The organism is Arthrobacter sp. K410C (assembly GCF_059090105.1).
This window is the reverse complement of sequence record NZ_JBNHFJ010000001.1, coordinates 258,565-283,785: the sequence shown is the minus strand read 5'-3', so window position 1 is coordinate 283,785 and position 25,221 is coordinate 258,565. Positions and strand designations below refer to the sequence as shown.

Sequence of the window (25,221 nt, the reverse complement as noted above, 5' to 3'; positions counted from 1 at the left end):
CGGGCGGACCGGTGGCGGCTTAGAGTGGAACCGATGGTTTGACCACCCCGAAGGAGCCCGATGAACCCCCTGATGGACCTGACCACGCTGAGCAACCGTATTGCGGCCGGGCGGCGCACAGTGCTGTTGGATGTCCGCTGGGCGCTGGGAGATCCGCTGGGGCATGAGCACTACCTCGGCGGACACCTGCCGGGGGCCGTCTTCGTGGACCTTGCCACCGAGCTTGCTGCGCCGCCCGTTCCGGCGCGGGGACGGCACCCACTGCCGGCGCCGGAGGACTTCCAGGCTGCGGCGCGCGGCTGGGGGATCAACAATGGCGACGTCGTGGTCGCCTACGACGACACTGCCAATATGGCTGCCGCGAGGGCTTGGTGGATGTTAAGGAACGCCGGGCTTCGGGAGGTTTACCTGCTCGACGGCGGCCTGGCCGCCTGGCGTGCCGAAGGCCTTGCGGTGGAGCAGGGCCCGGTGGTGGCTGAGCCCGGAAATGTGGTGCTGGCGGACGGCGGAATGCCCCGGCTCGACACCGGTGCTGCCGCCGCCTGGCCGGACAGCGGAGTGTTGCTCGATGCACGCGCGGGGGAGCGGTACCGCGGCGAGGTGGAGCCCGTCGACCCACGGCCAGGCCACATCCCCGGGGCGGTGAGCGCCCCGACGTCGGACAACGTGGACGGAAACGGACGCTTCCTTCCCGCTAACGAGCTGCGAAGCAGGTTCGAGGCGCTGGGCGTCCGGGACGGGATGCCGGTTGCTGTCTATTGCGGTTCAGGGGTGACCGCGGCGCACGAGGTGGCGGCGCTGGAAGTGGCAGGGTTCAGTGCGGCGCTGTACGCCGGCTCATTCTCGGAGTGGTCCAACAATGCGCAGCTGCCCGTGGCCACCGGTGCTGATCCCGGCGGCGGATCTTTCCCGGCTGGAAAGTTGGCTGGCCCCAACGGTAGCGTCTGACTATGACCCCAGGACGTCCCGTACCGCCGCCCCTTGCCACACCAATCCTGCCGTACGCCGGCGCCGGCACCCTTGCCGCTGCGTACGGTGCCGTGTCCCCTGGCAGCGGGCTGGTCCCGCTGACCGTGGCCCGGCGCGCGCCCAACCCGGACGACATCGAAATTGCCATCGAGTTCTGCGGCCTGTGCCACTCGGATGTGCACGCGGCCCGCGGGGAGTGGGGCGGGCAGACTTATCCGCTGGTGCCCGGCCACGAGATCGTGGGAACCGTAAGCCGGGTGGGCTCAGCCGTCACCGGTTTTGCCGTGGGCGAGCGGGTGGGCGTCGGCTGCATCGTGGATTCGTGCCGCGAGTGCGAAAGCTGCCTGGATGGCCTGGAGCAGTACTGCGAAAAAGGTATGACCGGCACCTACGGTGCCATCGACCGCCGGAATGGTGACGCGGTTACCCAAGGTGGCTATGCGACCTCCATCGTGGTGGACCACCGCTACGTGGTCCGCGTGCCCACGTCACTGGACCCGGCCGCCGTCGCGCCTTTGCTCTGTGCCGGGGTCACCACGTTCTCCCCGTTGCGGCACTTCGACGTCGAAGAGGGCGATGTTGTGGGCGTGGTGGGCCTGGGCGGGCTGGGGCACATGGCGGTCAAGCTGGCCAAAGCCATGGGTGCCCGGGTGGTGGTGTTCACAACGTCGGAATCCAAGGTGGCCGCCGCGTTGGAACTGGGAGCCGATGAGGTTGTCCTGTCCCGGGACGAGGATGCGATGGCCGCAGCGAACCGCACCATCGACGTCATCATCGACACAGTTGCCGCCCCGCACGATCTCAACCCCCTGTTCCGCACCCTGCGCGTGGACGGTGCGCTGTTCCAGCTGGGCCTGCCGTCCGAGGCCATGCCCCCGGTGAACCCGCGCGCCCTCATCCGCCGCCGCGTCGCGTACGTCGGCTCGCTCATCGGCGGAATCGCAGAAACGCAGGAGATGCTGGACTTCTGCGCCGAGCACGGCGTGGTTGCCGACATCGAGATGGTCGGCGCCGGCCAACTTAACGAAGCTTATGACCGCATGGTCGCAGGAGATGTGAAGTACCGGTTCGTGCTGGACATCAGCACCTTGCAGGCACCCGCCAAGGAGGCAGACGCATGAGCACGCTCTTTACCAGGATCCTCAACGGCGAAATTCCCGGCCGGTTCGTCTGGCGGGAGGACGACGTGTCCGCCTTCCTCACCACCGGGCCCCTGGCCGATGGACATACCCTCGTGGTCCCCACCGAGGAAGTGGACCGCTGGACTGACGCGTCACCCGAGACCCTGGCACGGGTGATGGAGGTGGCCCGCCGGATCGGCGCCGTCCAGGTGGATATTTTCGACGCCCCGCGGGCCGGGCTCATCGTTGCGGGCTACGAGATCAACCACCTGCACGTGCACGTATGGCCCTCACGCAGCATGGCGGACTTCAACTTCGCCTCCGCGGACCAGAATCCTGATCCCGCCGTCCTGGACGCGAACGCGGAGAAACTGCGCCGCGGGCTGCGGGAGGCCGGCTGGGGCGAGTTCGTTCCCGCCACTTAACCCGCAAAGATGTCCCGGCCCGGGCCGGGACATCTTTGTTTTAAGGTCGTCAGGCCGGCGCCAGGGCCTTGTTGAGTACCGTGCGGATGCGCTTTTCGGACACGGAGTAGGCCGTTCCGAGTTCGACGGCGAAAAGGCTCACCCGGAGCTCCTCGATCATCCAGCGCACCTGGGTTAACTCGCGTCCTGCGCGCCGTCCGGGGAGCAGCGCCGCCACGGCATCGTCATAATCGTCCTCCAGCCGCTGCACCACGGCCATGTTCACTGCGTCCCGCTGCACGTTTCCCGGCAACCGTTCAAGCCGCTTCTCGATGGCAGTGAGGTACCGCGGCAGCTGGCTGAGCTGGGCGTAGCCCGTGCGTGCCACAAAACCGGGGTAGACCAGTTGCTCCAGTTGGCTCTTGATGTCGTTGAGGGCACTGATCAGGGCCAGGCTGGTGGTTCCCTTCAGCTGCTTCTCGATGCGCCTGGTGGCGGCCAGTATGCGTTCCACCACCGCGGTCACGCTGAACACGGTGTCGATCAATTCCGCCCGCACCACTTCGTAGAGGGCATCGAAGGCCTGCCTGTCCCAGGGCAGTTCTGCTGGGGTGAGCTTGTCGATGGCCGCGAGGGCGCAGTCTGCAATCAGTGCGGACACTGAGCCGTGTGGGTTCTGGCTGAACGTCAGTTTCTCCGTGTTGCTCAGGTGCTCCAGCACATAGCGGTCCGGCGACGGAACCCGCAGGGCCAGCATCCTGATCACGCCGCCGCGCATGGCATCGAGCTGTTCCTCCGGTGTCTGGAAGACCCGCAGCGACACGGAGGTGCCCTGGTCCACGAGTGCGGGGTACCCGGTGACAGTGTGTCCCTTCACCATGCTGCTGACTTCCCGCGGAAGGGTCCCGAAGTTCCACTCCGTCAGGCCGTCCTGTTCCACGAAGCCGGCAGGCGCGGAAGCCGGACCTCCCTTGCCCGATGAGGGCAGCCGGGGCGTGCCGCCGTCGTCCGTCTTGCCTCTGCCCGGTCCGTTGCCCCCGGCAGTAGTGTTCTTGGGACCAGTCGTCGCGGGGGTGGCGCCCAGTGACTCCGCAATTGCGCGCCGGGTCGCAGGTGCAAGCCGTTCCTGGAGGGCTGCAAGGTCCTTGCCTTCCTCCAGGACCTTGCCCTTGCTGTCCACCACCTTGAAGCTGACGCGCAGGTGCGGGGGCACGGCGTCCCAGTTCCATGAACCAGGCGGGATAATGGCGCCGCGGATCCGCCGAAGGGCCAGCTCCAGTGACGGTTCCAGCTCGTCGTTGGCGGGATCGAAGTCCGATTCCAGGACGGCGACTGCCTGCCGGGCAACGTCCGGTGCCGGGACGAAATTCTTCCGGATCTGCTTGGGCAGCGACTTGATCAACGCGGTGACAAGTTCCACGCGCTGGCCCGGAATCAGCCAGCGGAACGGGGCGTCGTCCAGTTGGTTGAGGAAAAGGACGGGCACTTCCGCCGTGACGCCGTCGGACGGATTGGGCGGGGACCCCGGGGCCACAGGATGGAACTCATAGCTCAGCGGCAGCTCAAAACCCTTGTGCAGCCAGGTCCTGGGGAAGGCGGACTCGTCCAGATCATCCGCGTCATCGCTCAGGAGGAGCGACTTATCGTAGTCCAGCAGGTCCGGGTTCTGTCTCCGGGCCTCTTTCCACCATTTGTCGAAGTGTCGCTCGGACACCACGTCCGGGCCAATCCGGGCATCGTAGAACTCGAACAGCGTCTCATCATCCACCAGCAGGTCCCGGCGGCGCATCCTGGCCTCGAGCTCCTCCACCTCCTGCAGGAGCGCACGGTTGCGGTGGAAGAACTTATGGTGCGTGCGCCAGTCGCCTTCCACCAGCGCGTGCCGGATGAAGAGCTCGCGGGCAACCACCGGATCCACCCGGCCGTAATTGATGCGCCGCTGGGCGATGATGGGCACGCCGTAAAGTGTGACCTTCTCGTAGGCCATGACCGCACCCTGGCGGGTGGACCAGTGCGGCTCACTGTAGGTGCGCTTCACCAGCTCCGGGGCCACCTGTTCCGCCCAGACGGGATCGAATTTGGCAGCCACCCGTGCCCAGAGCCTGCTGGTCTCCACGAGTTCGGCGGCCATCACGAAGGTGGGGGACTTCTTGAAGAGGGCGGACCCGGGGAAGATTGCGAACCGGCTGCCGCGGGCGCCGGCATACTCGCGCTTGCGCTCATCGAGGATGCCGATATGGCTCAGGAGCCCGGACAGCAGGCTGATGTGGATCCCGTCATGGTTGCCCACCGGGTCCGCCAGGCGCTTGTTGTCCAGGCTGATGCCGAGCGGACGCGCCAGCTGGCGCAGCTGGGCGAAGAGGTCCTGCCACTCGCGCACCCGCAGGTAGTTGATGAACTCGCTGCGGCACAGGCGGCGGAACGCCGACGAGGACAGCTCCTGCTGCTTCTCCTGCAGGTAGTTCCAGAGGTTCAGGTAACCGGTGAAGTCCGAATTCTCGTCCTTGAACCGGTTGTGTTTCTCCGCCGCCAGCTGCTGCTTGTCCGTGGGACGCTCGCGGGGGTCCTGGATGGTGAGCGCCGCCGCCAGGATCATGACTTCCCGGACGCAGTTGCGCTTGCCCGCCTCCACAATCATTCGGCCCAGCCGGGGGTCCACGGGCAGCTGGGCCAGTTTCTGCCCGACGGCGGTGAGGCCGCTGCCGCTCCTGCCGTTACCTTCCACGTTCTGCGGCTTCGGGGCAGCCAGGGCGCCGAGTTCGCGGAGCAGCGTGACGCCGTCGTTAATCGCCCGTGTTTCGGGAGGCTCGACGAACGGAAAGTCCTCCACGTCCTTGGGGCCGCGGGCCACGCCCATGGCGGTCATCTGCAGGATGACCGCGGCGAGGTTAGTCCGCAGGATCTCCGGATCCGTGAACCGCGGCCGGGACCCAAAGTCTTCCTCCGAATACAGGCGGATGGCAATACCGTCCGAAACACGGCCGCAACGCCCGGACCGCTGGTTAGCCGATGCCTGCGAGACGCGTTCGATGGGCAGCCGCTGGACCTTGGTGCGGTGCGAATACCGGGAGATGCGGGCCGTTCCGGTGTCAATGACGTACTTGATGCCGGGCACGGTAAGCGACGTCTCCGCCACGTTGGTGGCGAGCACGATCCGGCGCTTGCTGCCCGGATGGAAGACCTTGTGCTGTTCCTGCAGGCTCAGGCGCGCGAAGAGCGGGAGCACTTCCGTGCCTGCGAGCCGGCGGTTCGACTGGATGCGGGGCTGCAGCGCCTCGGCCGCGTCCCGGATCTCGCGCTCGCCGGAGAAGAAGACCAGGATGTCCCCGGGCGCCTCGTTGGCCAGCTCGTCGACGGCGTCGCACACGGCATCCAGCGGGTCGCGGTCCTCCTCGAGTTCGTCGTCGGAGGCCTCTTCGTCGTCCGCCCTGGGCTGGGTCAGGGGGCGGTAGCGGATTTCCACCGGGTAGGTGCGGCCCGACACCTCGATGATGGGCGCGGGCTCTTCCTCAGTGCCGAAGTGGTTGGCGAAGCGCTCGGGGTCGATGGTGGCCGAGGTGATGATGACCTTCAGGTCCGGGCGCTGCGGCAGGATCCGTTTGAGGTAACCGAGGATGAAGTCGATGTTGAGGCTGCGCTCGTGGGCCTCGTCAATGATGATGGCGTTGTACTTGCGGAGCAGTTTGTCCCGCTGGATTTCGGCCAGCAGGATGCCGTCCGTCATCAGCTTCACCTTGGTTGCCTTGCTGACCTCGCCGGTGAAGCGGACCTGGAAACCAACTTCCTGGCCAATCTCGACGCCGAGCTCCTCGGCAATGCGCTCGGCCACCGTGCGCGCTGCCAGCCGGCGGGGCTGGGTGTGGCCGATCAGCCCGTTCTCGCCGAGGCCGAGCTCCAGGCACATCTTGGGAATCTGGGTGGTCTTTCCGGAGCCGGTCTCGCCGGCAATGATGGTCACCTGGTTGGCGGCAATTGCCGCCATCAGGTCCTCGCGGCGCTCGGAGACCGGCAGCTCGGCGGGATAGGAGATATGCAAAGTCATGGCTGCAGACAGTCTACTGCGGCGAGGCCGGCACCCCCGGTTCGACTGCCTGCGGCGTTCTTTGCGGTACGGGCTTGCTAGAAGATGCGGAGCGTATAGCTGGTGCTGGGAAGGTCCAGGGCGGACCATTCCTCATGGGAGCTGACGGGAGGGGTGTGGCCCCGTCCGTCGCGCAGGAGGGCTGCGATGGTGGCTGCAGCGAGGAGGAGGAGCAGGATGACGGTGATGGTTGCGAAGATTTCCATGGCTCCATGCTTCTCTTCACGGCACATACACAACAGTGGCAGAAATGCCCAAAAAGCGAAAATTCCTGCCACAATGGAAGCATGCTGAAATCGGTAGCGGTGATTGTGGTTCCCAACTTTTCGATCTTCGAATTCGGGACGGCCTGTGAGGTGTTCGGAATCGACAGGTCTGCCCGGGGCAGTGGAGTCCCCGCCTTTGATTTTCGGGTCTGCACGCCCGAACCGGGCAACGTGCCCATGAAGTCGGGGTTGTCCATGAACGTTAGCCACGGACTGGAAGCCACCGAAGATGCGGACCTGGTGATCATGGCTCCCTTCGGGCGGGACCAGGAGATGCCGGAGCCTGTGCTCTCTGCCCTCCGCGCCGCTGACGCCAGGGGTGCGTGGGTTTTATCGATCTGCTCGGGAGCATTCGCGCTGGCACGCGCAGGCCTGCTGGACGGCCGCCGCTGCACAACCCACTGGCATTACTCCCGTGACCTGGCCGAGGCCTACCCGGACGTGCAGGTGGATGAGAATGTCCTTTATGTGCAGGACGGCAATATCATTTCCTCTGCCGGAACCGCTGCCGGGATCGACGCCTGCCTGCACCTGGTGCGGCTGGAGCTGGGGGCCAACGTTGCCGCCGCGATTGCCCGTGACATGGTGGTTCCGCCCCACCGCGACGGCGGCCAGGCCCAGTTCATCGACCGGCCCATGCCCACCTGCGGCTCGGCGCCCATGGAAGAACTGCTGCGGTGGATGGTGCAGAGCCTGGACCGTGAGCATACGGTCAACGAGCTGGCAGCCCGGGTTCACATGTCTCCCAGGACCTTCGCCAGGAAGTTCCGCTCGGAAACGGGTGCCACACCAGCGGCCTGGCTCAACTCGCAGCGGGTACTCCGGGCCCAGGAGTTGCTGGAATCGACCGATCTGAACATCGATGAGATTGCCCGGGAAGCCGGGTTTGGCCATCCGGTCCTGCTGCGGCACCACTTCGCCAAGGTCCTCGACACCAGCCCGCAGTCCTACCGCCGGGCATTCCGGGGGCAGCTGGCCGAGGCGGGCTAGCTACAGCCCGCGATCTGGTTTGAGTATTGCCCGGGCCTGGATTGGGCGGCCTATTCCCTGCTGCCCGGATTATTCGTGCCCTGCCCACTCCCGGACTCCTGGGCTGCTGCACGGGTCCGCTCCACGAGCACGCGCCAAGGTCCGGTCACTGCCCGTTCAGGCAGGGCCGCCCGCCTGTCCCCGGCCCGGATTGAATAGATGAACCGGTCAGGCTGGTTTCCAACAAACTGTTCGGCGGCCGCCCGCGGTGTCCGGGGAACGGCATCCCACGGACAGGCTTCCACGATCGGCTCCCACTGGTTGATTGCCGTTTTAGAGCGCGCATCTACGGTCCACACCCGCGTCATCGCGGCAATCCCACCTGTGCGTTCCACACTGATTTTCATGGCCTGGTTCCTGGGCTTCCGCGCAGCCTGGCGGCTGAAAGTCCGGCAACCAGGCATCCCTTAATGCTTGACCTTCACAGTTTCCCACGCCTGCCGCACGGCGTCATGCTCTTGTGAGCCGGAACCGAAGAGCTCCACGGCGGCAGCGGCGGTGGCCCGCGCAAAGACGCTGAATGTGGCTGTGGCAGGCAGGGATCCGCCCGTCAGGGTTTCGTACCAGATGCGGCCGGGGGAGTCCCAAGCGTTCCCGCCCAGGGATTCCGCTACGAGGTAGAAGGCGCGGTTGGGAATACCAGAATTAATGTGGACCCCGCCGTTGTCCGCGCTGGTCCTGACATAGGAGTCCATGGAGTCCGGCTGCGGGTCCTTACCCAGCACATCGTCGTCGTACGCCGTTCCGGGAGCCTTCATGGAGCGCAGGGCACTTCCTTCCACCTCGGCGGTGAAAAGCCCCTCGCCGATCAGCCAACTGGCCTGGGCCGCGGACTGGTTTTTCACGTACTGCTCCACGAGGGCGCCGAAAACATCTGACATCGATTCGTTCAGGGCGCCGGCCTGGTTCCGGTAAGCGAGGGCGGCGGAGTGCTGGGTTACTCCATGGGCGAGTTCATGGCCGATGACGCTCAAGGATGCCGTAAAACGCTCGAAAACTTCACCATCGCCGTCGCCGAAGACCATCTGGGTGCCGTCCCAGAAAGCGTTGTCATAGAGCCTGCCGAAGTGCACGGTTGCATCCAGGCGCATTCCCTGGCCGTCGATGGAGTTGCGGCCAAAAACGTCGGCATAAAGGCGGTGGGTGTGTCCCAGTCTGTCGTAGGCTTCATCGGTTGCGGCATCTCCCGTCCCGGGTTCGCCCTCCTTGCGCACCAGCCTTCCCGGCAGGGTCTCCGAACCGTCGGCATCGTAAATGGTCCGGTTGGACGGCCCTGGCTTCGCCAGGCGCACGCCAGAAGGAAGATCGGGCAATGCCTGGGTCCGGGACGCCTGGAATGAGCCGACGTGGCCAAGGGCCTCCCTGGCGGCCCGGGCAGCCGCAGAATATTGCGGAGCATCCTGCCGGGCCAGCCGCCGTAGCAGGTAGGGCGGGACGATGGAACAGAACGGAACGTGCATGGCGTACCCCCTCAACTAGGTCAATTCAGACTACGAGGGGGCTCTGACAATCGGTGCCAGCACACGCGGCACGGGCCGTTTCGCGTGGGTGGCGGTAGCACGCAGAAGCACGACGACGGCCGACCGGCTTTGTTGGTTATCGCCGCCTTGAGCGGGATGCACGAAGAATGTCACACCCCCGCACGATGATGTGGGTATGGAAAACGGCACGTTGACGGCAGCGGAGATGGCAGGCATTCATGCCTCTGTCGCGGCCCTCGACGCGTTGTTCCTTGAAGATGCGCAGCTGCGAAATCCCGTCGACGGCGAAGGGATGAACGTCTTGCAGCGTGCCTATGAACTCCGCCTGGAACGGCTGGGCCAGCTGGCGAGGCTCGAAGCCCAGGTCGCCGCGCTCAAGGCCCGGGACGCGGCCGAATCGGTTGAACTCCAGCAGGCTATGACCCCGCCGGACGCTCCGGTTCAGGCACGGATCTTTCAGGAGATCTCGACCATTGAGGAGATCGCAGGGGTCCTGACCATCAGTTCAGGCGCGGCAGGGGCGTTCGTCACCCAGGCCCGACAGGTCTGCTCTCTCCCTTCCGTGTACGGGGCGTTGTCCACCGGGGCCCTCTCCTGGCAGCAGGCCAAAATCATCGCCGACGAAACCGAGGCCCTGGACCATCCCGCCGCCGTGGCTTTGGCGGATCATTTCCTGGACCCGGATGCACCGAACCCGGCCAGGGGCTGCCCCGCCACCGGGCTCGTGCCGTCCCGGCTGCGGGCCAAGGTCAGGGCTTGGCGGGAACGCCACCACCCCGAGTCGATCCAGAAACGCCACGCGAAGTCCGTGGCCGACCGGCGGGTCGAGTTCCACCGGGACCGTGACGGGATGGCCTGGATCGCCGCGTACCTCCCTGCAGATACCGCCACAGGAATCTGGAACAGGGCAAGGGCTACCGCGCGCGGCCTGCAGGGACCCACCGAAATCCGCACCCTGCCGCAGCTCTGCGCCGATATCGTCGCCAACCGCCTCCTCGCGCCCGCCCAGTCCGGCGGCGGGGACGCGGCCTGTCCCACCGAATCTGGCAGCGCCAGCGAACAGATCCCGAACGACTTCATCGGGTACGCAACGCTTGAAGGGTCCGACGAACCCGCAGCAGTCCTTGGCATCCCCGAAGACCTCACCGGGATCCTGCACCGCAATGACGGCACCAGCAAGGACTTGGCAACCACGCCTATTGCGGTCGACTCGGGGGTTGGGAAGGTTCCGGTGCCGCGGGCGGATGTGCTTGTCACTGTCCCGGCGTTGGCGCTGTTCGGCGTGACGGACGAACCGGCCATCCTCGACGGGTACGGCCCGATCCCGGCGTCCATGGCCCGCAAACTCCTCGTCGACGGAGCGAGTTCCTTCACCCGCGTCCTCGTCGATCCGCGGGACGGTGCACCGCTGGAAATCGGCCGCACCAGCTACCGGATCACCAAAGCAATGAAACAAGCGCTCCGGCTCCGGGACGGCAAATGCACCTTTCCCGGCTGCAACAACAACTCCCCGGATAACGACACCGACCACCTTCAAGCCTGGCAACACGGCGGAACCACCGGCATCAGCAACCTGGCACAACTCTGCCCAAAACACCACCGGCTCAAACACAACAGCGGCTGGACACCCACCCAAGCAACAGAAACTGCACCACCCGGCTGGACCTCACCCACCGGCCGCCACTACCCCGCCGAACAACCCGACCGGGAACCACCACAGCTGCCGCCCGACCTGGCTGCCCTAGCTGCCCTGTTGAGTGACGCCACAGCACCTGGTGGCCCCGGGCCGGGCTGGTCTGCCACTAAAAAGCGCGGCTGGCCAGCTGCTGCCACTGATGAAGAGCAAATGGTTCTGGCTGCTGCTACGGACGAGCGCTATCCCGCAGCAGCTGCGGCCGGCATGCATGAAGCAGGCGAAGACTTGGTGTGTCCGCCGTGGTTGGAATGGGGTGACGTCGAAATTACAGACGCGGACGTGCCGGACGCGGACATCTTTGATGGTGCTGGCTTCCCGGATGATCCTGACTTGCTCGAATACGATCCAGCCAAAGATCCGTTCCCGGACTGGCTGCTGCGGCTGAAGGCCGAGGAAGCAGCGTTAAGCCACCAGTCATGACCACGGGCTTACCAGGCAAACAATGTCACGGGCTTACCCCGGCAAAAATAATGTGGTCCCCGCTGCGAGCTTGCCCGGAAAAACTAACTGGAAAAACGAAAGCGGCCCGGTCAGTGACCGGGCCGCTTCTGATGGTGCCCTCGATAGGATTCGAACCTACGACCTTCTGCTCCGGAGGCAGACGCTCTATCCCCTGAGCTACGAGGGCAATCCGGATTTCCTGCCGTTCCCGGCGGGACGTCCTAGAGCTTAGCAGGAAGGTGGGCTCCAAGGGAAAACCTGTCCTGCTCCGGCGTCGCTAACAGGCGAGGAGCACATGGAACCGTGGCCTCAGTAGCCGGAGAACGAGTCCACGTGCACCCGCCGGGCCCCTGCCTTCCGCGCGGCACGGCGGAGTGAGGCAACGCTGGCGGGCGGGCCGGAGACATACACTTCACGGCTGCCAATGTCCGGAACCAGGGCCCTCAATCCCTCGGGGTCCAGCCGGGGTGTTCCGGCCGGAACAGCGCCAAATTCCGGCGGGGGTTCCGAACCGTCCGCGAGGCGTACAAGGACCCGGATGCCTGCAGCACGAAGTTCGTCAGCATAGGCGATCTCGTTGGCGCTCCTGGCCAGTAGGAGGAAGACGGCGTCACGTTCCCGGAGCCCTTCCGACCTCAAGTGTGAGAGGAAAGGTGTGATCCCGATGCCGGCGGCAATGAGCAGTACAGGTCTGCGGGGGTCGCTGGGGAGGACAAAGTCACCGCCCACCGAGGTGGCCGTTACCTCGTCGCCGGGCTTCAGCCCCAGGAGCACCCTCTTGGCCGCGGACAAAGGCTCGGCGGTCCGGACGCCAAATCTCACGAGGCCTTCCGCAGGCGAACCTGTCAGGCTGAACACCCGCCGTCGTCCTTTCCCGTCAGACTTGGCATGCGGCAGGTCGAGTTCCATGTACTGCCCCGGAAGGAAGCGCACCGGCCTGGCCGGCTCGAACGAAAATTCCGTGGTGCTCGGGGTCAGCCTCCGGCTTCCTGCAAACCGCAGCTTCACACCGCCCCGCTGGCCCACCAGGAAGGCAAGGAAGTTGCCCAGCAGCAGCGCCGCCTCGGGGGAATTCGCGATGAATCCGAGATTGTAGGGGACCGCAAAGACAACGCCGACGACGGCGGCCAGCGCCAGCTGCTGCCACCGCCGCGGCGGAAGCGTCAGGGGCTCGGTCAGCATGAACCCGACAAAGAAGAGCACCGGCCGTTGCGCCAGGGCCTGGTAGATGCCCATCCCGGCAGTCATGCCGGCCCTGAGCAGCTCAAAGGTGATGATGCCCGTCGCCACGATGGTGAACACCGAAGCCATCAGGACTTTCCTGGTCCGGTAAAGGACCAGCAGCACGCCCGGGACCAGTAGCCACAGCATGGCAGGCGTCGCTGCCCACCAGGTGGCGATATTGAGCCCGGTAAGGCCGGCGACGAAGGCTCCCGCGGCAGCGGGGTTGAAGATGTGCCGGCCGCGCCAGGCAAGGGCGTATTTGGACGCCGACGCCAGCACACATGCCAGGGCGACCCCCGCTACGTCCAACGGCTGGAAGGAAGGCCAGAAAAGGAAGTAGAGCAGCAGCCCGGTGATCAGTGACGATTCCGAGTGCGGACGTACCCGGAACAGCGCCGCCAGGGCCCGGTTGGAGGCGTAGGTCAGGGCAAGGCACAAGGCCAGGTGAGCCAGCATCTCCGGGATTCCGAAAGTCAGCCAGCCCAGTACCTCAAGCAGCAGGCTGTACACGGCAAGGGCTGCCAGTACCAGGAGGATGAGCCGGTACATGGTGAACCTGCCAAGCAGGGTATCCATCCGTCCGGTGGCAGATGCGGCAGAACCGGCATGAGGGGTTCCGACAGGGCTCATGTGAACAGTGTCCCTTCAAATTCTTCGGAGTAGCCCGCACTGCCGTCCGAATACACGGTCAGCCAGGAGAAATCGAACGATTCCTGGAGGTGCGCGCCGGGAACAAAGAAGAGCGCCGTGGCCAGCGCGTCGGCAAGGACGGCTGTCTCCGCCAGGGCCCAGGTGGCGACGGCGGTCTGGACGGGCTTGCCGGTGGTTCCGTCCAGCACGTGGTGCAGTCCGTCACCCCAGGCCCGCCGGTTGGCAGCGGAAGCGCACAGTGCGCGCCCTGCCAGTTGGACCACCCCAATGGCCTGGTCCGGATTGTAGGGATGCTCCAAAGCCACCGGTACGGGGGACGGGCCGCGTGCCAGGAGATCTCCGCTGCCGTCGACGACGAACGCATCAACGCCCGCCGATTCCAGTTCGGCCGCCAGCAGATCCACCAGCAGCCCCTTCCCGGCGGCGCCGACATCGAGCACCAGGGGAGCGCTGGTGGTGATGGATGTTCCGTTCCATTCCAGGACGTCGTCCCAGGCTGGAGCGGGCAGCGGGGAATCGGCCGGCTGCAGCGAGTACACAGCGTCATAACCGAGCCGCTCGAGGCTTGCGCCGATCAGGGGAGTCATGGTCCCGCCAGAGATCTCGTAGAGGGTCCGGTACAGCTCCCCGAGTTGTCCGGCCTCGTCCGGAAAGCTATAGCGGCCCGGTGTCCGTGCCATGGCACTCACAAGGGAATCGCTGCGGAAACGGGACCAGTCGGCGTCGAATTTTTCAACCCTGGCCAGGATGCGCTCCGTCAGGGACGGCCCCAGCGGAACGGAGGACGAAATTTCCCAATGCGTCCCGATGCCCTCGAACGATATGCCCTCCACGTCCCCTCCCGGCACCGCCTACCGGGCTTCCGACTTGATCTGTTCCACTGCCTGGTTGAAGCCGCCGCTGGTGAGTGAAGAGCCGGCCACCTTCGAAACACTGAGCTCGTCGATGTTCTTGCCCACTACTTGCGCCGCGATGCCGCCGGCAAACTCGCCCTGGAATTTGCGGGTGTTGGGGTTGGAGGGATGCTGGGTGATCTGGACGTCCTTCACCGTGCCCGAAGCGAGGGTGAGCTGGACGCCCACGGTCTCGGTGCCGTTGGGCGAGACGTAGTTCCCGTCCGCGCTGTATGTCCCGTCCTTGTACGTTGAGCCGCTGCCGGCCACTGAGGACGCGTTCGGTGATGGTGCAGCAGTGGTTTCGGCAGCGTTTCCGCCGGTGGAGGCCGGAGCAGTTTCGGTAGCGGACGGCGCACAGCCTGCCACGGTTCCCGCGAGGGAGAGGCCGGCAATACCGGCATAAACGCTCTTGCGCACGGTGGGTCTCATAAGGCTCTCGTTTCGTCATAGGGATCACGGAGTTCAAGCGGTGGTTACGCTGTTGTCAACGCTGGATCCAGCCTATTGGTTCAACCCTGTGCCGTCGTCGGTTTTTCCTTGTGGCCGTCCTGTGTAAGGCGGCCCCCGCACAATACGCAGAATTCTTTGCTGTCACTGGCCCCCGGTAGGCTAGAGGGGTGACTCCCGAAGAACTCTCCCTCGCCATATCCGCCTGCCTGAAAGACGCCGTTGCCGCCGGTGACATCGCCCTTTCAGCATCAGCTGTGCCTGATGAGGTGCGCGTGGAGCGACCCAAGAACCGGGAACACGGCGACTGGGCAACCAACATCGCCCTGCAGCTGGCCAAGCAGGCTGGCACGAACCCGCGGGAATTCGCCACTATCCTTAGTGCCCGGCTGAAATCGATCGACGGCGTCTCGGCCGTGGACATCGCCGGCCCCGGGTTCCTGAACATCACCGTTGATGCTGCCACCGCCGGCGCCCTCGCCAAGGTGATTGTTGAAGCGGGCAAGCAGTATGGAACCAACTCCGCGCTCGCCGGCCACACAGTGAACATGGAGTTCGTTTCGGCGAACCCCACCGGCCCCCTCCACATCGGCCACACCCGCTGGGCCGCCCTGGGCGATTCCATCGCGCGCGTCCTCCGGGCATCGGGCGCGGACGTCACGGCCGAGTACTACATCAACGACGCCGGCTCCCAGATGAACACCTTCGCCAAGTCTGTCTACTCGCGGCTTCACGGCCTCCCGGTGCCTGAGGGCGGGTACCCGGGCCAGTACATCGCCGACCTCGGCCATGAGGTGCTCACCGCGCATCCGGATATCCGCGAACTCACGGAAGTTGCCGCGCTTCCCGTCATCCGCGCCGCCGCGTACCAGGCACAGATGAAGGACATCAAAGCCACCCTCGCCGACTTCGGCGTGGAGTTTGACGTCTTCTTCTCGGAGCAGGAACTGCACGACGCCGGCGCTATCGAAAGTGCCGTGGCGCGCCTTCGCGAGCAGGGCCACGTGTTCGACGACGGCGATGCCGTCTGGCTGCGGACCACGGACTTCGGCGACGACAAGGACCGGGTGATGATCCGCGCCAACGGCGAGCCCACCTACTTTGCCGCCGACGCCGCGTACTACCTCTCGAAGAAGGACCGCGGCTTTACCGAAAAGATTTACCTCCTTGGCGCCGACCACCACGGCTACATCAACCGGCTGAAGGCGATCGCCGCGGCGGCCGGCGACGATCCCGAGAAGAACATCGAGGTGCTGATCGGCCAGCTGGTCTCCGTCAACGGGGCCAAGCTCTCCAAGCGTGCCGGCAACATTATCGAGCTCAAGGACCTGATCGACTGGCTGGGCAAGGACGCCGTACGTTATTCGCTGGCCCGCTTCCCGGCAGATTCGCCGCTGACCCTGGACCCCGAGCTGCTGAAGAAGCACAGCAACGAAAACCCGGTGTTCTACGTCCAGTACGCCCACGCACGCTCACGCGGCGCAGCACGGAACGCCGTGGCCGCGGGAGTGGAGCGCACGGTGGACGGTGAAGACCGCTTCAACGCCTCACTGCTGGACCACCCCACGGAAAACGAGCTGCTTTCATACCTGGGCAGCTACCCCTCGGTGGTGGCCAAGGCCGCGGAACTGCGCGAACCGCACCGCGTGGCGCGCCACCTGGAGATCATCGCCGGCGCCTACCACCGCTGGTACGACGCCTGCCGTATGGCACCCATGGGCGACGACCCCGTGACCGATGTCAACCGCACCCGGCTGTGGCTCAACGATGCCACCAGCCAGGTGCTGGCCAACGGCCTTGACCTGCTTGGCGTTTCCGCGCCGGAACGGATGTGAGCACCATGACCGTGAAAGCTGAAGGAACATTGCAGACCGGAAACACCGGATCCCCGCTGGCACCTGAATGGCTGGCCGTTCCGGCCGACCTCAATGCCCTGCACGAACCGATGTGGGCGGGCAGCGTGGAACGGAACGACACCGGGTCCCTCACCCTTGGAGGCGTCACGGTCCAGGAGCTGAAAGAGGAGTTCGGCACGCCCCTCTTCGTGATGGACGAGGCGGACTTCCGTGCCCGGGCGCGTGCTTTCAAGGACTCCTTTGATGCCGCCTTCGCGGACATCTGCGGCGGCGTGGACGTCTATTACGCCGGAAAGTCCTTCCTCTGCACCGCCGTGGTGAAGTGGGTTGAGGAAGAAGGCCTGCGGCTGGATACCGCGTCAGGCGGCGAACTGGCTGTCGCTGGCCGGGCAGGCATCGCGGGGGAGCGGGTGGCGCTGCACGGCAACAACAAGTCCGACGCCGAGATCAACCGTGCCCTGGACATGGGACTTGGACGCATCGTGGTGGACAGCCTGGATGAACTGGTCCGGGTGGGCGATATTGCCCGGGCCCGCGGGGAACAGGCAAAGGTGATGCTGCGGCTCACGCCAGGCGTCCACGCCCACACCCATGAATTTATCGCCACGGCCCATGAGGACCAGAAGTTCGGCCTCTCCATGGCGGCGGACACCACCGACCAGGCCGGCCTGTCCGCGGCGGAGGAAGCGGTGGCTGCCGCCTCGGCCCACCCCGGCATTGAACTCCTGGGCCTGCACTGCCACATCGGCTCGCAGATCTTTGAGCCGGACGGCTTCGCCCTGGCCGCGGAGAAACTGCTGCGCTTCCTGGCAGCCATGCAGGAAAAGTACTCCATCGTCATGCCCGAGCTTGACCTCGGCGGCGGCTACGGCATCGCCTACACCCCGGTGGACACCCCCCGCCCCGCAGCCGAGATCGCGGAAGCGATGGCCGCCGTCGTGCGTTCCACCTGCGCGGAACTGGGCATCGCTTCGCCGCGCATCTCCATTGAGCCCGGCCGCGCCATCGTGGGCAGCACTACCTTCACGCTCTACGAAGTGGGGACGCTGAAGACCGTGCGCGTCGACGCTCCGGCCGCTTCCGCCGCAGGTGAGGACGGTAACAACGTTACGTATCCGCGCCGCTATGTGTCAGTGGACGGCGGCATGAGTGACAACGCCCGTCCAGTGCTCTACGACGCGGATTACTCGGCGATTCTGGCCTCGCGGACCTCCGGGGCAGCGCCGCAGCTGTCCCGCGTAGTGGGCAAACATTGCGAGAGCGGGGACATAGTTGTTAGAGATGTATATCTGCCCGAGGACGTGGCAGCCGGTGATCTGCTTGCTGTACCGGGAACCGGCGCCTACTGCTGGGCCCTCTCAAGCAACTACAACTATCTGGCCCGGCCGGGCGTTGTCGCGGTGCGCGACGGATCTGCCCGGCTGATTGTCCGCGGGGAAACCGAAGAAGATCTGCTGAACCGCGACATGGGAGCCTGAAGTGACGGAAATGCGAACCCTGAAAGTGGCCCTGCTGGGCTGTGGCAACGTTGGGGCCCAGGTTGCGCGGATCCTGATTGAGGACGCCGACGCCCTTGCTGCCCGCACCGGAGCGCGCCTGGAGCTCAGCGGCATCGCCGTGCGCAACCTGGGCACCAAGCGGGACGTTGAGCTGCCGCAGGAACTGTTCACCACGGATGCCGAAACCCTGGTCAAGGATGCCGACCTGGTGATCGAGCTGATGGGCGGGATCGAGCCTGCCCGCACGCTGATCCTTTCGGCGCTGAGCAACGGCGCCTGCGTGGTCACCGGCAACAAGGCCCTGCTGGCCCAGGACGGGCCCACCCTGTACGAGGAAGCGGACAAGGCCGGCGTCCAGCTGTCCTATGAGGCCGCCGTCGCCGGTGCCATCCCCATCCTGCGGCCCATCCGTGACAGCCTCTCCGGCGACCGGATCACCCGCGTGCTGGGCATCGTCAACGGCACCACCAACTTCATCCTCGACCAGATGGATTCCACGGGCGCCCAGTTCGCCGACGCCCTCGCGGAAGCCCAGCGCCTCGGCTACGCTGAAGCGGATCCCACTGCCGACGTCGAAGGCCATGACGCCGCCGCCAAAGCCGCCATCCTGGCCACGCTGTCCTTCCACACCCGGTTTGCCCTGGAAAACGTCCATTGCGAAGGCATCACCAAAGTCAGCGCCGCGGACATCGCCGCGGCCAAGGACGCCGGCTTCGTCATCAAGCTCCTTGCCATTGCCGAGAAGCTGACGGACGCCGACGGCGGCGAGGGAGTCTCCGTCCGCGTCCACCCCACGCTCCTGCCCCGCGAACACCCGCTGGCCGCCGTCCGCGGCGCGTTCAACGCCGTCTTCATTGAGGCAGAAAACGCAGGCGAGCTGATGTTCTACGGCCAGGGCGCAGGCGGTACCCCCACGGCCTCCGCCGTGCTGGGCGACCTCGTCTCCGCGGCGCGGCGCCTGGTCCTGGGCGGACCGCAGCGCACCGAGACCACCACCGGGCACGTTCCGGCGCTGCCCATCGACGCCGCCGTGACCAGCTACTACATCGGGCTCGATGTCGCAGACCAGCCCGGGGTCCTGGCCAGGATCGCGCAGATCTTTGCCGAAAATGGCGTCTCCATCGAAATCATGCGGCAGACCATCCACCGCGACGCGGAGTCCAACGTGGAGTCCGCCGAACTGCGGATCGTCACCCACCGCGCGTCAGAGGCCGCCCTCGCGGCCACCGTCGAGGCCGTGAAAGGCCTGGACGTGATCAATTCAGTTACATCCGTTCTGCGGGTAGAAGGAGTCTAAGTGGCTCACCAATGGCGCGGCGTTATCCGCGAATACGCTGACCGTTTGCCCGTTACGGAGTCCACCCGGGTCATCACCCTCGGCGAGGGCGGCACCCCGCTGGTCCACGCGCAGAAGCTGTCCGAATTCACCGGCTCCGAGGTGTACCTCAAGGTGGAGGGCATGAACCCCACCGGCTCCTTCAAGGACCGCGGCATGACCATGGCCATGACGGCCGCCGTCGAATCCGGTGCCCAGGCTGTCGTCTGCGCCTCCACGGGCAACACCTCCGCCTCCGCTGCCGCGTACGCCACCGCAGCCGGCCTGAAGTGTGCCGTGCTGGTGCCCGAAGGCAAGATCTCCATGGGCAAGCTCAGCCAGGCGATCGCGCACGGTGCCACGCTGCTCCAGGTGGACGGCAACTTCGACAACTGCCTGGATATCGCGCGCAAACTGGGGGAATCCTACCCGGTGTTCCTGGTGAACTCGGTCAACCCCGCCCGCATCCAGGGCCAGAAGACCGGCGCGTTCGAAATCGTCGATGCGCTGGGCGATGCCCCGGACATCCATGTGCTTCCCGTGGGCAACGCCGGCAACATCACCGCCTACTGGAAGGGCTACAAGGAGTACTCCGCGCCGTTCGAGTCGAAAACTGCCGGCACGCTTCCCGCCGTCGCCACCAAGACCCCTGCCATGTGGGGCTTCCAGGCCGCCGGTGCCGCGCCCTTCGTTGCCGGCCATCCCATCACCGAACCGGACACCATCGCCACCGCCATCCGGATCGGCAACCCCGCCTCCTGGGACGGTGCCATCGGTGCCCGTGACGAGTCCGGCGGGCTCATCGGTGCTGTTACCGACGAGGAAATCCTGAACGCCCACCGCTGGCTGTCCTCCCGCGAAGGCGTGTTCGTGGAGCCCGGCTCCGCTGCCGGCGTCGCGGGACTGCTCAAGAAGCACGCCGCCGGCGAAGTTCCCGCCGGGAAGACCATCGTCATCACCGTCACCGGGCACGGCCTCAAGGACCCGCAGTGGGCCCTGCGCACCGAAGACGGCAGCGACGTGCAGCCAGTCAAGGTGTCCAATGACGTCGTGACCGTTGCCGCTGAACTGGGACTGGAAGAAAAATAACCTTGGACACCACCTCGCAGGCCGCCGTCGGACTGCAACTCATCGAGGCCGGCCAGCGCGTCACCGTCCGGGTTCCCGCCACCTCAGCGAACCTCGGTCCCGGCTACGACAGCCTGGGCCTCGCGCTGGCGCTGCATGACACGTTGACCGTGGAAAGCCTCGACACGGACGAACTCGTGTTCGACCTTCGCGGCGAAGGCGCCGACACCCTGCCACGCGATGCCAGCCACCTGGTGATCCGCGCCATGGATGCGGCCTTCGAGCGGCTGGGTTTCCGCCACGGGGGCCTCAAGGTGACGGCGGAGAACGTCAACCCGCACGGGCGCGGCCTCGGCTCTTCGGCCTCCGCCGTAGTGGCTGCGGTCTCCGCGGCCAACGCCATGGTTCCGGTCGGCAGCCGACGCGGACAGGACTGGATCCTCCAGCTCACGAGTGAGCTGGAGGGGCACCCGGACAACGTCGCTCCCGCGATATTCGGCGGACTGGCGCTGTCGTGGCAGGACAGTGACCAGTACAGCAGCACCAACGCCACCGTGGCCCGATCAGTGATCCCCATCGTGGCGGTTCCGGACTTTGAACTGTCCACCGAGGCGGCCCGCGCGTTGCTCCCGGCAAGCGTGGGCCACCACGCCGCAGCCATGAACTCCGGCCGCGCGGCCCTGCTGATCCACGCCCTCACTCAAAAGCCGGAATTCCTGCTGGCGGGCACCGAGGATTATCTGCATCAGAGCTACCGGGCGGAAGCCATGCGGCCAAGCGCCGCGCTGATCGCGGCACTTCGCGCAGCCGGCCATGCAGCGGTGGTCTCCGGTGCCGGGCCCACCGTCCTGGTCCTCGCAAATGGTGAAGCGGAAGCCGCCAAAGCCCTCGCGTTCATTGACTCGTATACCGCGGCCAACACGCCGGATGTAGCCTGGCGCGTACTGAAGCTCGCAGTGGACGTTGAAGGTGCTAAGGTGGACATGCACCGGCGGTAATTCCGCCTATCTGATCTGCTCCTGCATTCAATTGCTATTTGATCTCCTACTGCGAATGCATTCCGGTGCCACCTGCTTGGTCTGACGCAGGAACCTGCAGCATCCAACTGCCCCTGAAAGCGTCAGCCCGGCGTTCCGCCATGGGTGGAGCGCAAGGTGAATCAGTATCCGGCCCTGCTGGCCGAAATCCAACCGGCAAGGCCGAAATCCCGGCTGCAGATCTGAACTGCAGCCCAGATCAAATCATCGCGTCCAGCTCCCAGTCTGGACGCCGTCGAGGGGGAAGGATCCTTCGTGACCGAAACCACTGAGCTGTCACCAGCTGTGGAACTATCTTCAGCCGCCGAATCGCCGGCAGCACCCGCCAAGAGCAGCGGCCTTGCCGGCCTTAAGCTCGCCCAGCTGCAGGCCCTCGCCAGCCAGTTGGGTATTTCTGGCGGTTCCCGCATGCGCAAGGGGGACCTGGTGACGGCGATCTCCGCCCATCGCGCCGGCACCCCCACCACGAAGGCGCCGGCCAAGGTTGCTGACAAGGCCACCGCGGTCACGGCTGCTCCCGCTGCCGACGTGCCTGCGGCCGCACCGGAAACCGCGGATGCCCCTGCCGCTGAAGCCCCGCGCACCCGTGGCCGTGGCCGCAGCCGCCGGGCAGTCAGCGACGGCGTGATTGCCCCGGCAGCACCTGAAACAGTTGCCGAGGCACCTGCTGCAGCCGCTCCGGTGGAAGCTCCTGCCGCGCCGGAAGCCGCTGAAGCGGAAGCCGCACCCGAGCGCCGCCAGCCGCGCACCCGCAACCGCCGCCGCGGCGAAGCTGCCGGGGCCGTGCAGGAAGCCCCCGCAGAGGCTCCGGCCGAGCAGGCCGCACCGGAACAGGCTCCCGTGGAGCAGCGCACACCTGAGCGCGCCGAAGCCCCCGCCGCCGACTCCGTCGAAGCCGGCCAGCGCACCGACCGCCGTGAGGGCCGCACGCGCGGCGGGCGGGACACCGCAGGACGCGACTCCGACGGCGGCCGCGACAACGCAGGCAGCCGCGAGGCCGGCCAGCGCGAAGGCGCCCGCGACAACCGCCGTGACGACAGCGACGATACCGACGGCGGCAGCCGCAGGAACCGCCGCAACCGCCGCGACCGGAACGACCGTAATGACCGCTCCGGCGGCCAGGACCGCGACAGCTCCCGCAACGACCGCTTCCGCGACCGCAACGACCGCCGCCGCGGACGCTCCCAGGGCCCCGACGTCGACGACGTCGAAATCACCGAGGACGATGTCCTGCTGCCCGTTGCCGGCATCCTGGACGTCCTGGAGAACTACGCTTTCATCCGTACCTCCGGCTACCTGCCCGGCCCGAACGACGTCTACGTTTCCCTGGCCCAGGTCAAGAAGTACAACCTGCGCAAGGGCGACGCCGTCGTTGGTGCCATCCGTGCACCCCGCGACGGCGAGGACCGCAGCCAGCAGTCCAACCGCCAGAAATTCAACGCCCTGGTCCGCGTCACCTCCGTGAACGGCAAGACAGCAGAAGAACTCAAGGACCGCGTCGAATTCGCCAAGCTGGTTCCGCTGTACCCGTCCGAGCGGCTGCGCCTCGAGACCGATCCCAAGAAGATCGGCCCCCGCGTCATCGACCTCGTGGCACCCATCGGCAAGGGCCAGCGCGGCCTGATCGTCTCCCCGCCCAAGGCCGGAAAGACGCTCATCCTGCAGTCCATCGCGAACGCTATCACCACCAACAACCCTGAGGTCCACCTCATGATGGTGCTGGTTGACGAACGCCCCGAAGAAGTCACGGACATGCAGCGCACCGTCAAGGGCGAGGTCATTGCCTCCACCTTCGACCGCCCCGCCGATGACCACACCACCGTGGCCGAACTTTCCATCGAACGCGCCAAGCGCCTGGTGGAAATGGGCATGGACGTGGTGGTCCTGCTGGACTCCATGACCCGCCTGGGCCGTGCCTACAACCTGGCAGCACCGGCCTCGGGCCGCATCCTGTCCGGTGGTGTGGACTCCGCAGCCCTGTACCCGCCCAAGCGCTTCTTCGGTGCCGCCCGCAACATCGAAAACGGCGGTTCGCTCACCATCCTGGCCACCGCCCTCGTGGAGACCGGATCCAAGATGGACGAGGTCATCTTCGAAGAGTTCAAGGGCACCGGCAACATGGAACTCCGCCTGTCCCGCCAGCTCGCCGACAAGCGCATCTTCCCTGCCGTGGACGTCAACGCGTCCGGTACCCGCCGCGAGGAGAACCTGCTCTCGCCGGAAGAAGTCAAGATCATGTGGAAGCTGCGCCGCGTCCTCTCCGGACTCGAGACCCAGCAGAGCCTTGAACTGCTCACCAACAAGATCCGGGAAACCCAGAGCAACGTCGAGTTCCTCATGCAGGTCCAGAAGACGACGCTTGGTGCGAAGTCGGATAACGACAAGTAGCTGAGCCAGGGGTGGGGCCGTCGCATATTTTTGCCGGCCCCGCCCCTTCGCGTTGCGGCTGATTCTGCTGCCCCGGTGCTGACGCCGCACAGATTTTTCCGCCCCCGCCCCTACGCTGGGAGGCTTCCGATCTTCGATCGTTAGCCTCCCAGCTCCGGCAGGCCCGATGCCACTCCCGGGGCGGAAAAATCTGCGCGGCTTTGTCGTTAAGCCCGCCAGCCGCGGTCACGTGTGTGTTTGTTACTAGACTTGTACAAGTCGAAAGAGGTTTTGAAAAATGTTTGATTCCGTACAGGGCCTGCTTGATGAGCATGATTCCATTCAGGCGCAGCTGGGGGATCCTGCTGTTTATGCTGACCAGCGGCTTGCCCGGAAGCTGGGGCGGCGGTCGGCTCAGCTGAATGGCATTGTTGAGGCCTACCACCGGTGGGAGGCCATCCGCGACGACCTTGCTGCGGCCAAGGAGATGGCTGCCGAGGATCCCGAGTTTGCTGCCGAGGTGCCCGAGCTTGAGGCTTCGCTGGAGGCTGCTGCTGCGAAGCTCCGCCGGCTGCTCATCCCGCGCGATCCCGACGACGCCCGCAATGTGATCCTTGAGGTCAAGGGCGGTGAAGGCGGCGATGAAGCCGCGCTGTTCGCCGGCGACCTCCTGCGCATGTACACCCGCTACGCCGAATCGCGCGGCTGGAAGACCGAAATCATCTCTGCCACCGAGTCGGACCTCGGCGGCTACAAGGACGTCCAGGTGGCCGTCAAGGGCAACTCGAACGATCCCGCCGAGGGCGTGTACGCCCGGCTCAAGTTCGAAGGCGGCGTACACCGCGTGCAGCGCGTTCCCGTCACCGAATCCCAGGGCCGTATCCACACGTCCGCCGCCGGCGTCCTGGTCCTGCCGGAAGTCGATGAGCCCGAAGAGCTCGAGATCAACCAGAACGACCTCAAAATTGACGTGTACCGCTCGTCCGGCCCCGGCGGACAGTCCGTGAACACCACGGACTCCGCCGTCCGCATCACCCACCTGCCCACGGGCATCGTTGTGGCCATGCAGAACGAGAAGTCGCAGCTGCAGAACCGCGAAGCCGGCATGCGCGTCCTCCGCGCCCGCATCCTGGCCCACCAGCAGGAGCAGATCGACGCCGCCAACTCCGAGCAGCGGAAGTCGCAGATCCGCACCATGGACCGCTCGGAGCGCATCCGCACCTACAACTATCCGGAGAACCGCATCGCGGACCACCGGACGGGCTACAAGGCGTACAACCTGGACCAGGTCATGAACGGCGACCTGGAGCCCGTCATCCAGTCCGCCATCGAGATGGACGAGCAGGCGCGCCTGGACGCGCTGAACGATTAGT

Annotated in this window: 19 protein-coding genes and 1 tRNA gene; 12 read left to right on the top strand and 8 right to left on the bottom strand. The window is 65.8% G+C overall.

Annotated features, from left to right (window positions below; genetic code table 11):
* The first annotated feature begins 60 nt into the window (after window positions 1-60).
* The 3 genes from AC5RU7_RS01370 to AC5RU7_RS01360 are packed head-to-tail and all read left to right on the top strand — an operon-like array spanning window position 61 to window position 2,515.
* Window positions 61-948, top strand: a complete 888-nt coding sequence (locus AC5RU7_RS01370) for a sulfurtransferase (protein ID WP_494050774.1) — start codon at window positions 61-63, stop codon at window positions 946-948.
* 2 nt (window positions 949-950) lie between these two features.
* Entirely contained in the window at window positions 951-2,090 is a 1,140-nt protein-coding gene (locus AC5RU7_RS01365) for an NAD(P)-dependent alcohol dehydrogenase (RefSeq protein WP_494050773.1), read from the top strand.
* Window positions 2,087-2,515 carry an HIT family protein gene (locus tag AC5RU7_RS01360; RefSeq protein WP_494050772.1) on the top strand — a complete coding sequence of 143 codons (429 nt, stop codon included), beginning with the start codon at window positions 2,087-2,089 and terminating at the stop codon, window positions 2,513-2,515. The genes AC5RU7_RS01365 and AC5RU7_RS01360 overlap by 4 nt, the downstream gene beginning before the upstream one ends.
* Before the next feature lie 49 nt (window positions 2,516-2,564).
* On the opposite strand, the gene hrpA is transcribed toward AC5RU7_RS01360, so the two are convergent.
* Window positions 2,565-6,536 (bottom strand): ATP-dependent RNA helicase HrpA, encoded by a 3,972-nt coding sequence (gene hrpA / locus AC5RU7_RS01355; RefSeq protein ID WP_494050771.1) that lies wholly within the window; start codon window positions 6,534-6,536, stop codon window positions 2,565-2,567.
* Window positions 6,537-6,613: 77 nt separating this feature from the next.
* Window positions 6,614-6,781 (bottom strand): hypothetical protein, encoded by a 168-nt coding sequence (locus tag AC5RU7_RS01350; protein WP_009356890.1) that lies wholly within the window; start codon window positions 6,779-6,781, stop codon window positions 6,614-6,616.
* A gap of 81 nt (window positions 6,782-6,862) precedes the next feature.
* Here AC5RU7_RS01350 and AC5RU7_RS01345 point away from each other — a divergent pair, with 81 nt between their 5' ends.
* Window positions 6,863-7,831 carry a GlxA family transcriptional regulator gene (locus AC5RU7_RS01345; RefSeq protein ID WP_494050770.1) on the top strand — a complete coding sequence of 323 codons (969 nt, stop codon included), beginning with the start codon at window positions 6,863-6,865 and terminating at the stop codon, window positions 7,829-7,831.
* A gap of 50 nt (window positions 7,832-7,881) precedes the next feature.
* On the opposite strand, the gene AC5RU7_RS01340 is transcribed toward AC5RU7_RS01345, so the two are convergent.
* Both AC5RU7_RS01340 and AC5RU7_RS01335 read right to left on the bottom strand, forming a co-directional pair.
* Window positions 7,882-8,217, bottom strand: a complete 336-nt coding sequence (locus tag AC5RU7_RS01340) for a protealysin inhibitor emfourin (protein ID WP_494050769.1) — start codon at window positions 8,215-8,217, stop codon at window positions 7,882-7,884.
* 60 nt (window positions 8,218-8,277) lie between these two features.
* Window positions 8,278-9,330, bottom strand: coding sequence for a M4 family metallopeptidase (locus tag AC5RU7_RS01335; RefSeq protein WP_494050768.1), 1,053 nt, complete (start codon window positions 9,328-9,330; stop codon window positions 8,278-8,280).
* Window positions 9,331-9,526: 196 nt separating this feature from the next.
* Between AC5RU7_RS01335 and AC5RU7_RS01330 the strand changes: the two genes are divergently transcribed.
* Window positions 9,527-11,467, top strand: a complete 1,941-nt coding sequence (locus AC5RU7_RS01330) for an HNH endonuclease signature motif containing protein (protein WP_494050767.1) — start codon at window positions 9,527-9,529, stop codon at window positions 11,465-11,467.
* 132 nt (window positions 11,468-11,599) lie between these two features.
* Here AC5RU7_RS01330 and AC5RU7_RS01325 read toward each other — a convergent pair.
* The 4 genes from AC5RU7_RS01325 to AC5RU7_RS01310 all read right to left on the bottom strand — a co-directional run bounded on the left by AC5RU7_RS01325 (window position 11,600) and on the right by AC5RU7_RS01310 (window position 14,688).
* Window positions 11,600-11,675: transfer RNA gene (locus tag AC5RU7_RS01325), tRNA-Arg, on the bottom strand.
* Window positions 11,676-11,797: 122 nt separating this feature from the next.
* Entirely contained in the window at window positions 11,798-13,342 is a 1,545-nt protein-coding gene (locus tag AC5RU7_RS01320) for a ferredoxin--NADP reductase (RefSeq protein WP_494050766.1), read from the bottom strand.
* Window positions 13,339-14,211 carry an FAD:protein FMN transferase gene (locus tag AC5RU7_RS01315; RefSeq protein ID WP_494050765.1) on the bottom strand — a complete coding sequence of 291 codons (873 nt, stop codon included), beginning with the start codon at window positions 14,209-14,211 and terminating at the stop codon, window positions 13,339-13,341. The genes AC5RU7_RS01320 and AC5RU7_RS01315 overlap by 4 nt, the downstream gene beginning before the upstream one ends.
* A gap of 3 nt (window positions 14,212-14,214) precedes the next feature.
* Window positions 14,215-14,688 (bottom strand): FMN-binding protein, encoded by a 474-nt coding sequence (locus AC5RU7_RS01310; protein WP_494050764.1) that lies wholly within the window; start codon window positions 14,686-14,688, stop codon window positions 14,215-14,217.
* Window positions 14,689-14,876: 188 nt separating this feature from the next.
* On the opposite strand from AC5RU7_RS01310, the gene argS reads away from it, so the two are divergent.
* From argS to prfA, 7 genes are all read left to right on the top strand, one after another.
* Window positions 14,877-16,541 carry an arginine--tRNA ligase gene (gene argS, locus AC5RU7_RS01305; protein ID WP_494050763.1) on the top strand — a complete coding sequence of 555 codons (1,665 nt, stop codon included), beginning with the start codon at window positions 14,877-14,879 and terminating at the stop codon, window positions 16,539-16,541.
* Between the two features lie 5 nt (window positions 16,542-16,546).
* Entirely contained in the window at window positions 16,547-18,040 is a 1,494-nt protein-coding gene (gene lysA, locus AC5RU7_RS01300) for a diaminopimelate decarboxylase (RefSeq protein ID WP_494051337.1), read from the top strand.
* Between the two features lies 1 nt (window position 18,041).
* Window positions 18,042-19,358 (top strand): homoserine dehydrogenase, encoded by a 1,317-nt coding sequence (locus tag AC5RU7_RS01295; protein WP_494008646.1) that lies wholly within the window; start codon window positions 18,042-18,044, stop codon window positions 19,356-19,358.
* Window positions 19,359-20,465 carry a threonine synthase gene (gene thrC, locus AC5RU7_RS01290; RefSeq protein ID WP_494050762.1) on the top strand — a complete coding sequence of 369 codons (1,107 nt, stop codon included), beginning with the start codon at window positions 19,359-19,361 and terminating at the stop codon, window positions 20,463-20,465.
* Window positions 20,466-20,467: 2 nt separating this feature from the next.
* Window positions 20,468-21,442, top strand: a complete 975-nt coding sequence (gene thrB / locus AC5RU7_RS01285) for a homoserine kinase (protein ID WP_494050761.1) — start codon at window positions 20,468-20,470, stop codon at window positions 21,440-21,442.
* 294 nt (window positions 21,443-21,736) lie between these two features.
* Window positions 21,737-23,869: a transcription termination factor Rho gene (gene rho, locus AC5RU7_RS01280; RefSeq protein ID WP_494050760.1), complete on the top strand. Its 2,133-nt coding sequence runs from the start codon at window positions 21,737-21,739 to the stop codon at window positions 23,867-23,869.
* Between the two features lie 277 nt (window positions 23,870-24,146).
* Window positions 24,147-25,220 carry a peptide chain release factor 1 gene (gene prfA, locus AC5RU7_RS01275; RefSeq protein ID WP_494050759.1) on the top strand — a complete coding sequence of 358 codons (1,074 nt, stop codon included), beginning with the start codon at window positions 24,147-24,149 and terminating at the stop codon, window positions 25,218-25,220.
* The last annotated feature ends 1 nt before the right edge of the window (window position 25,221 follow it).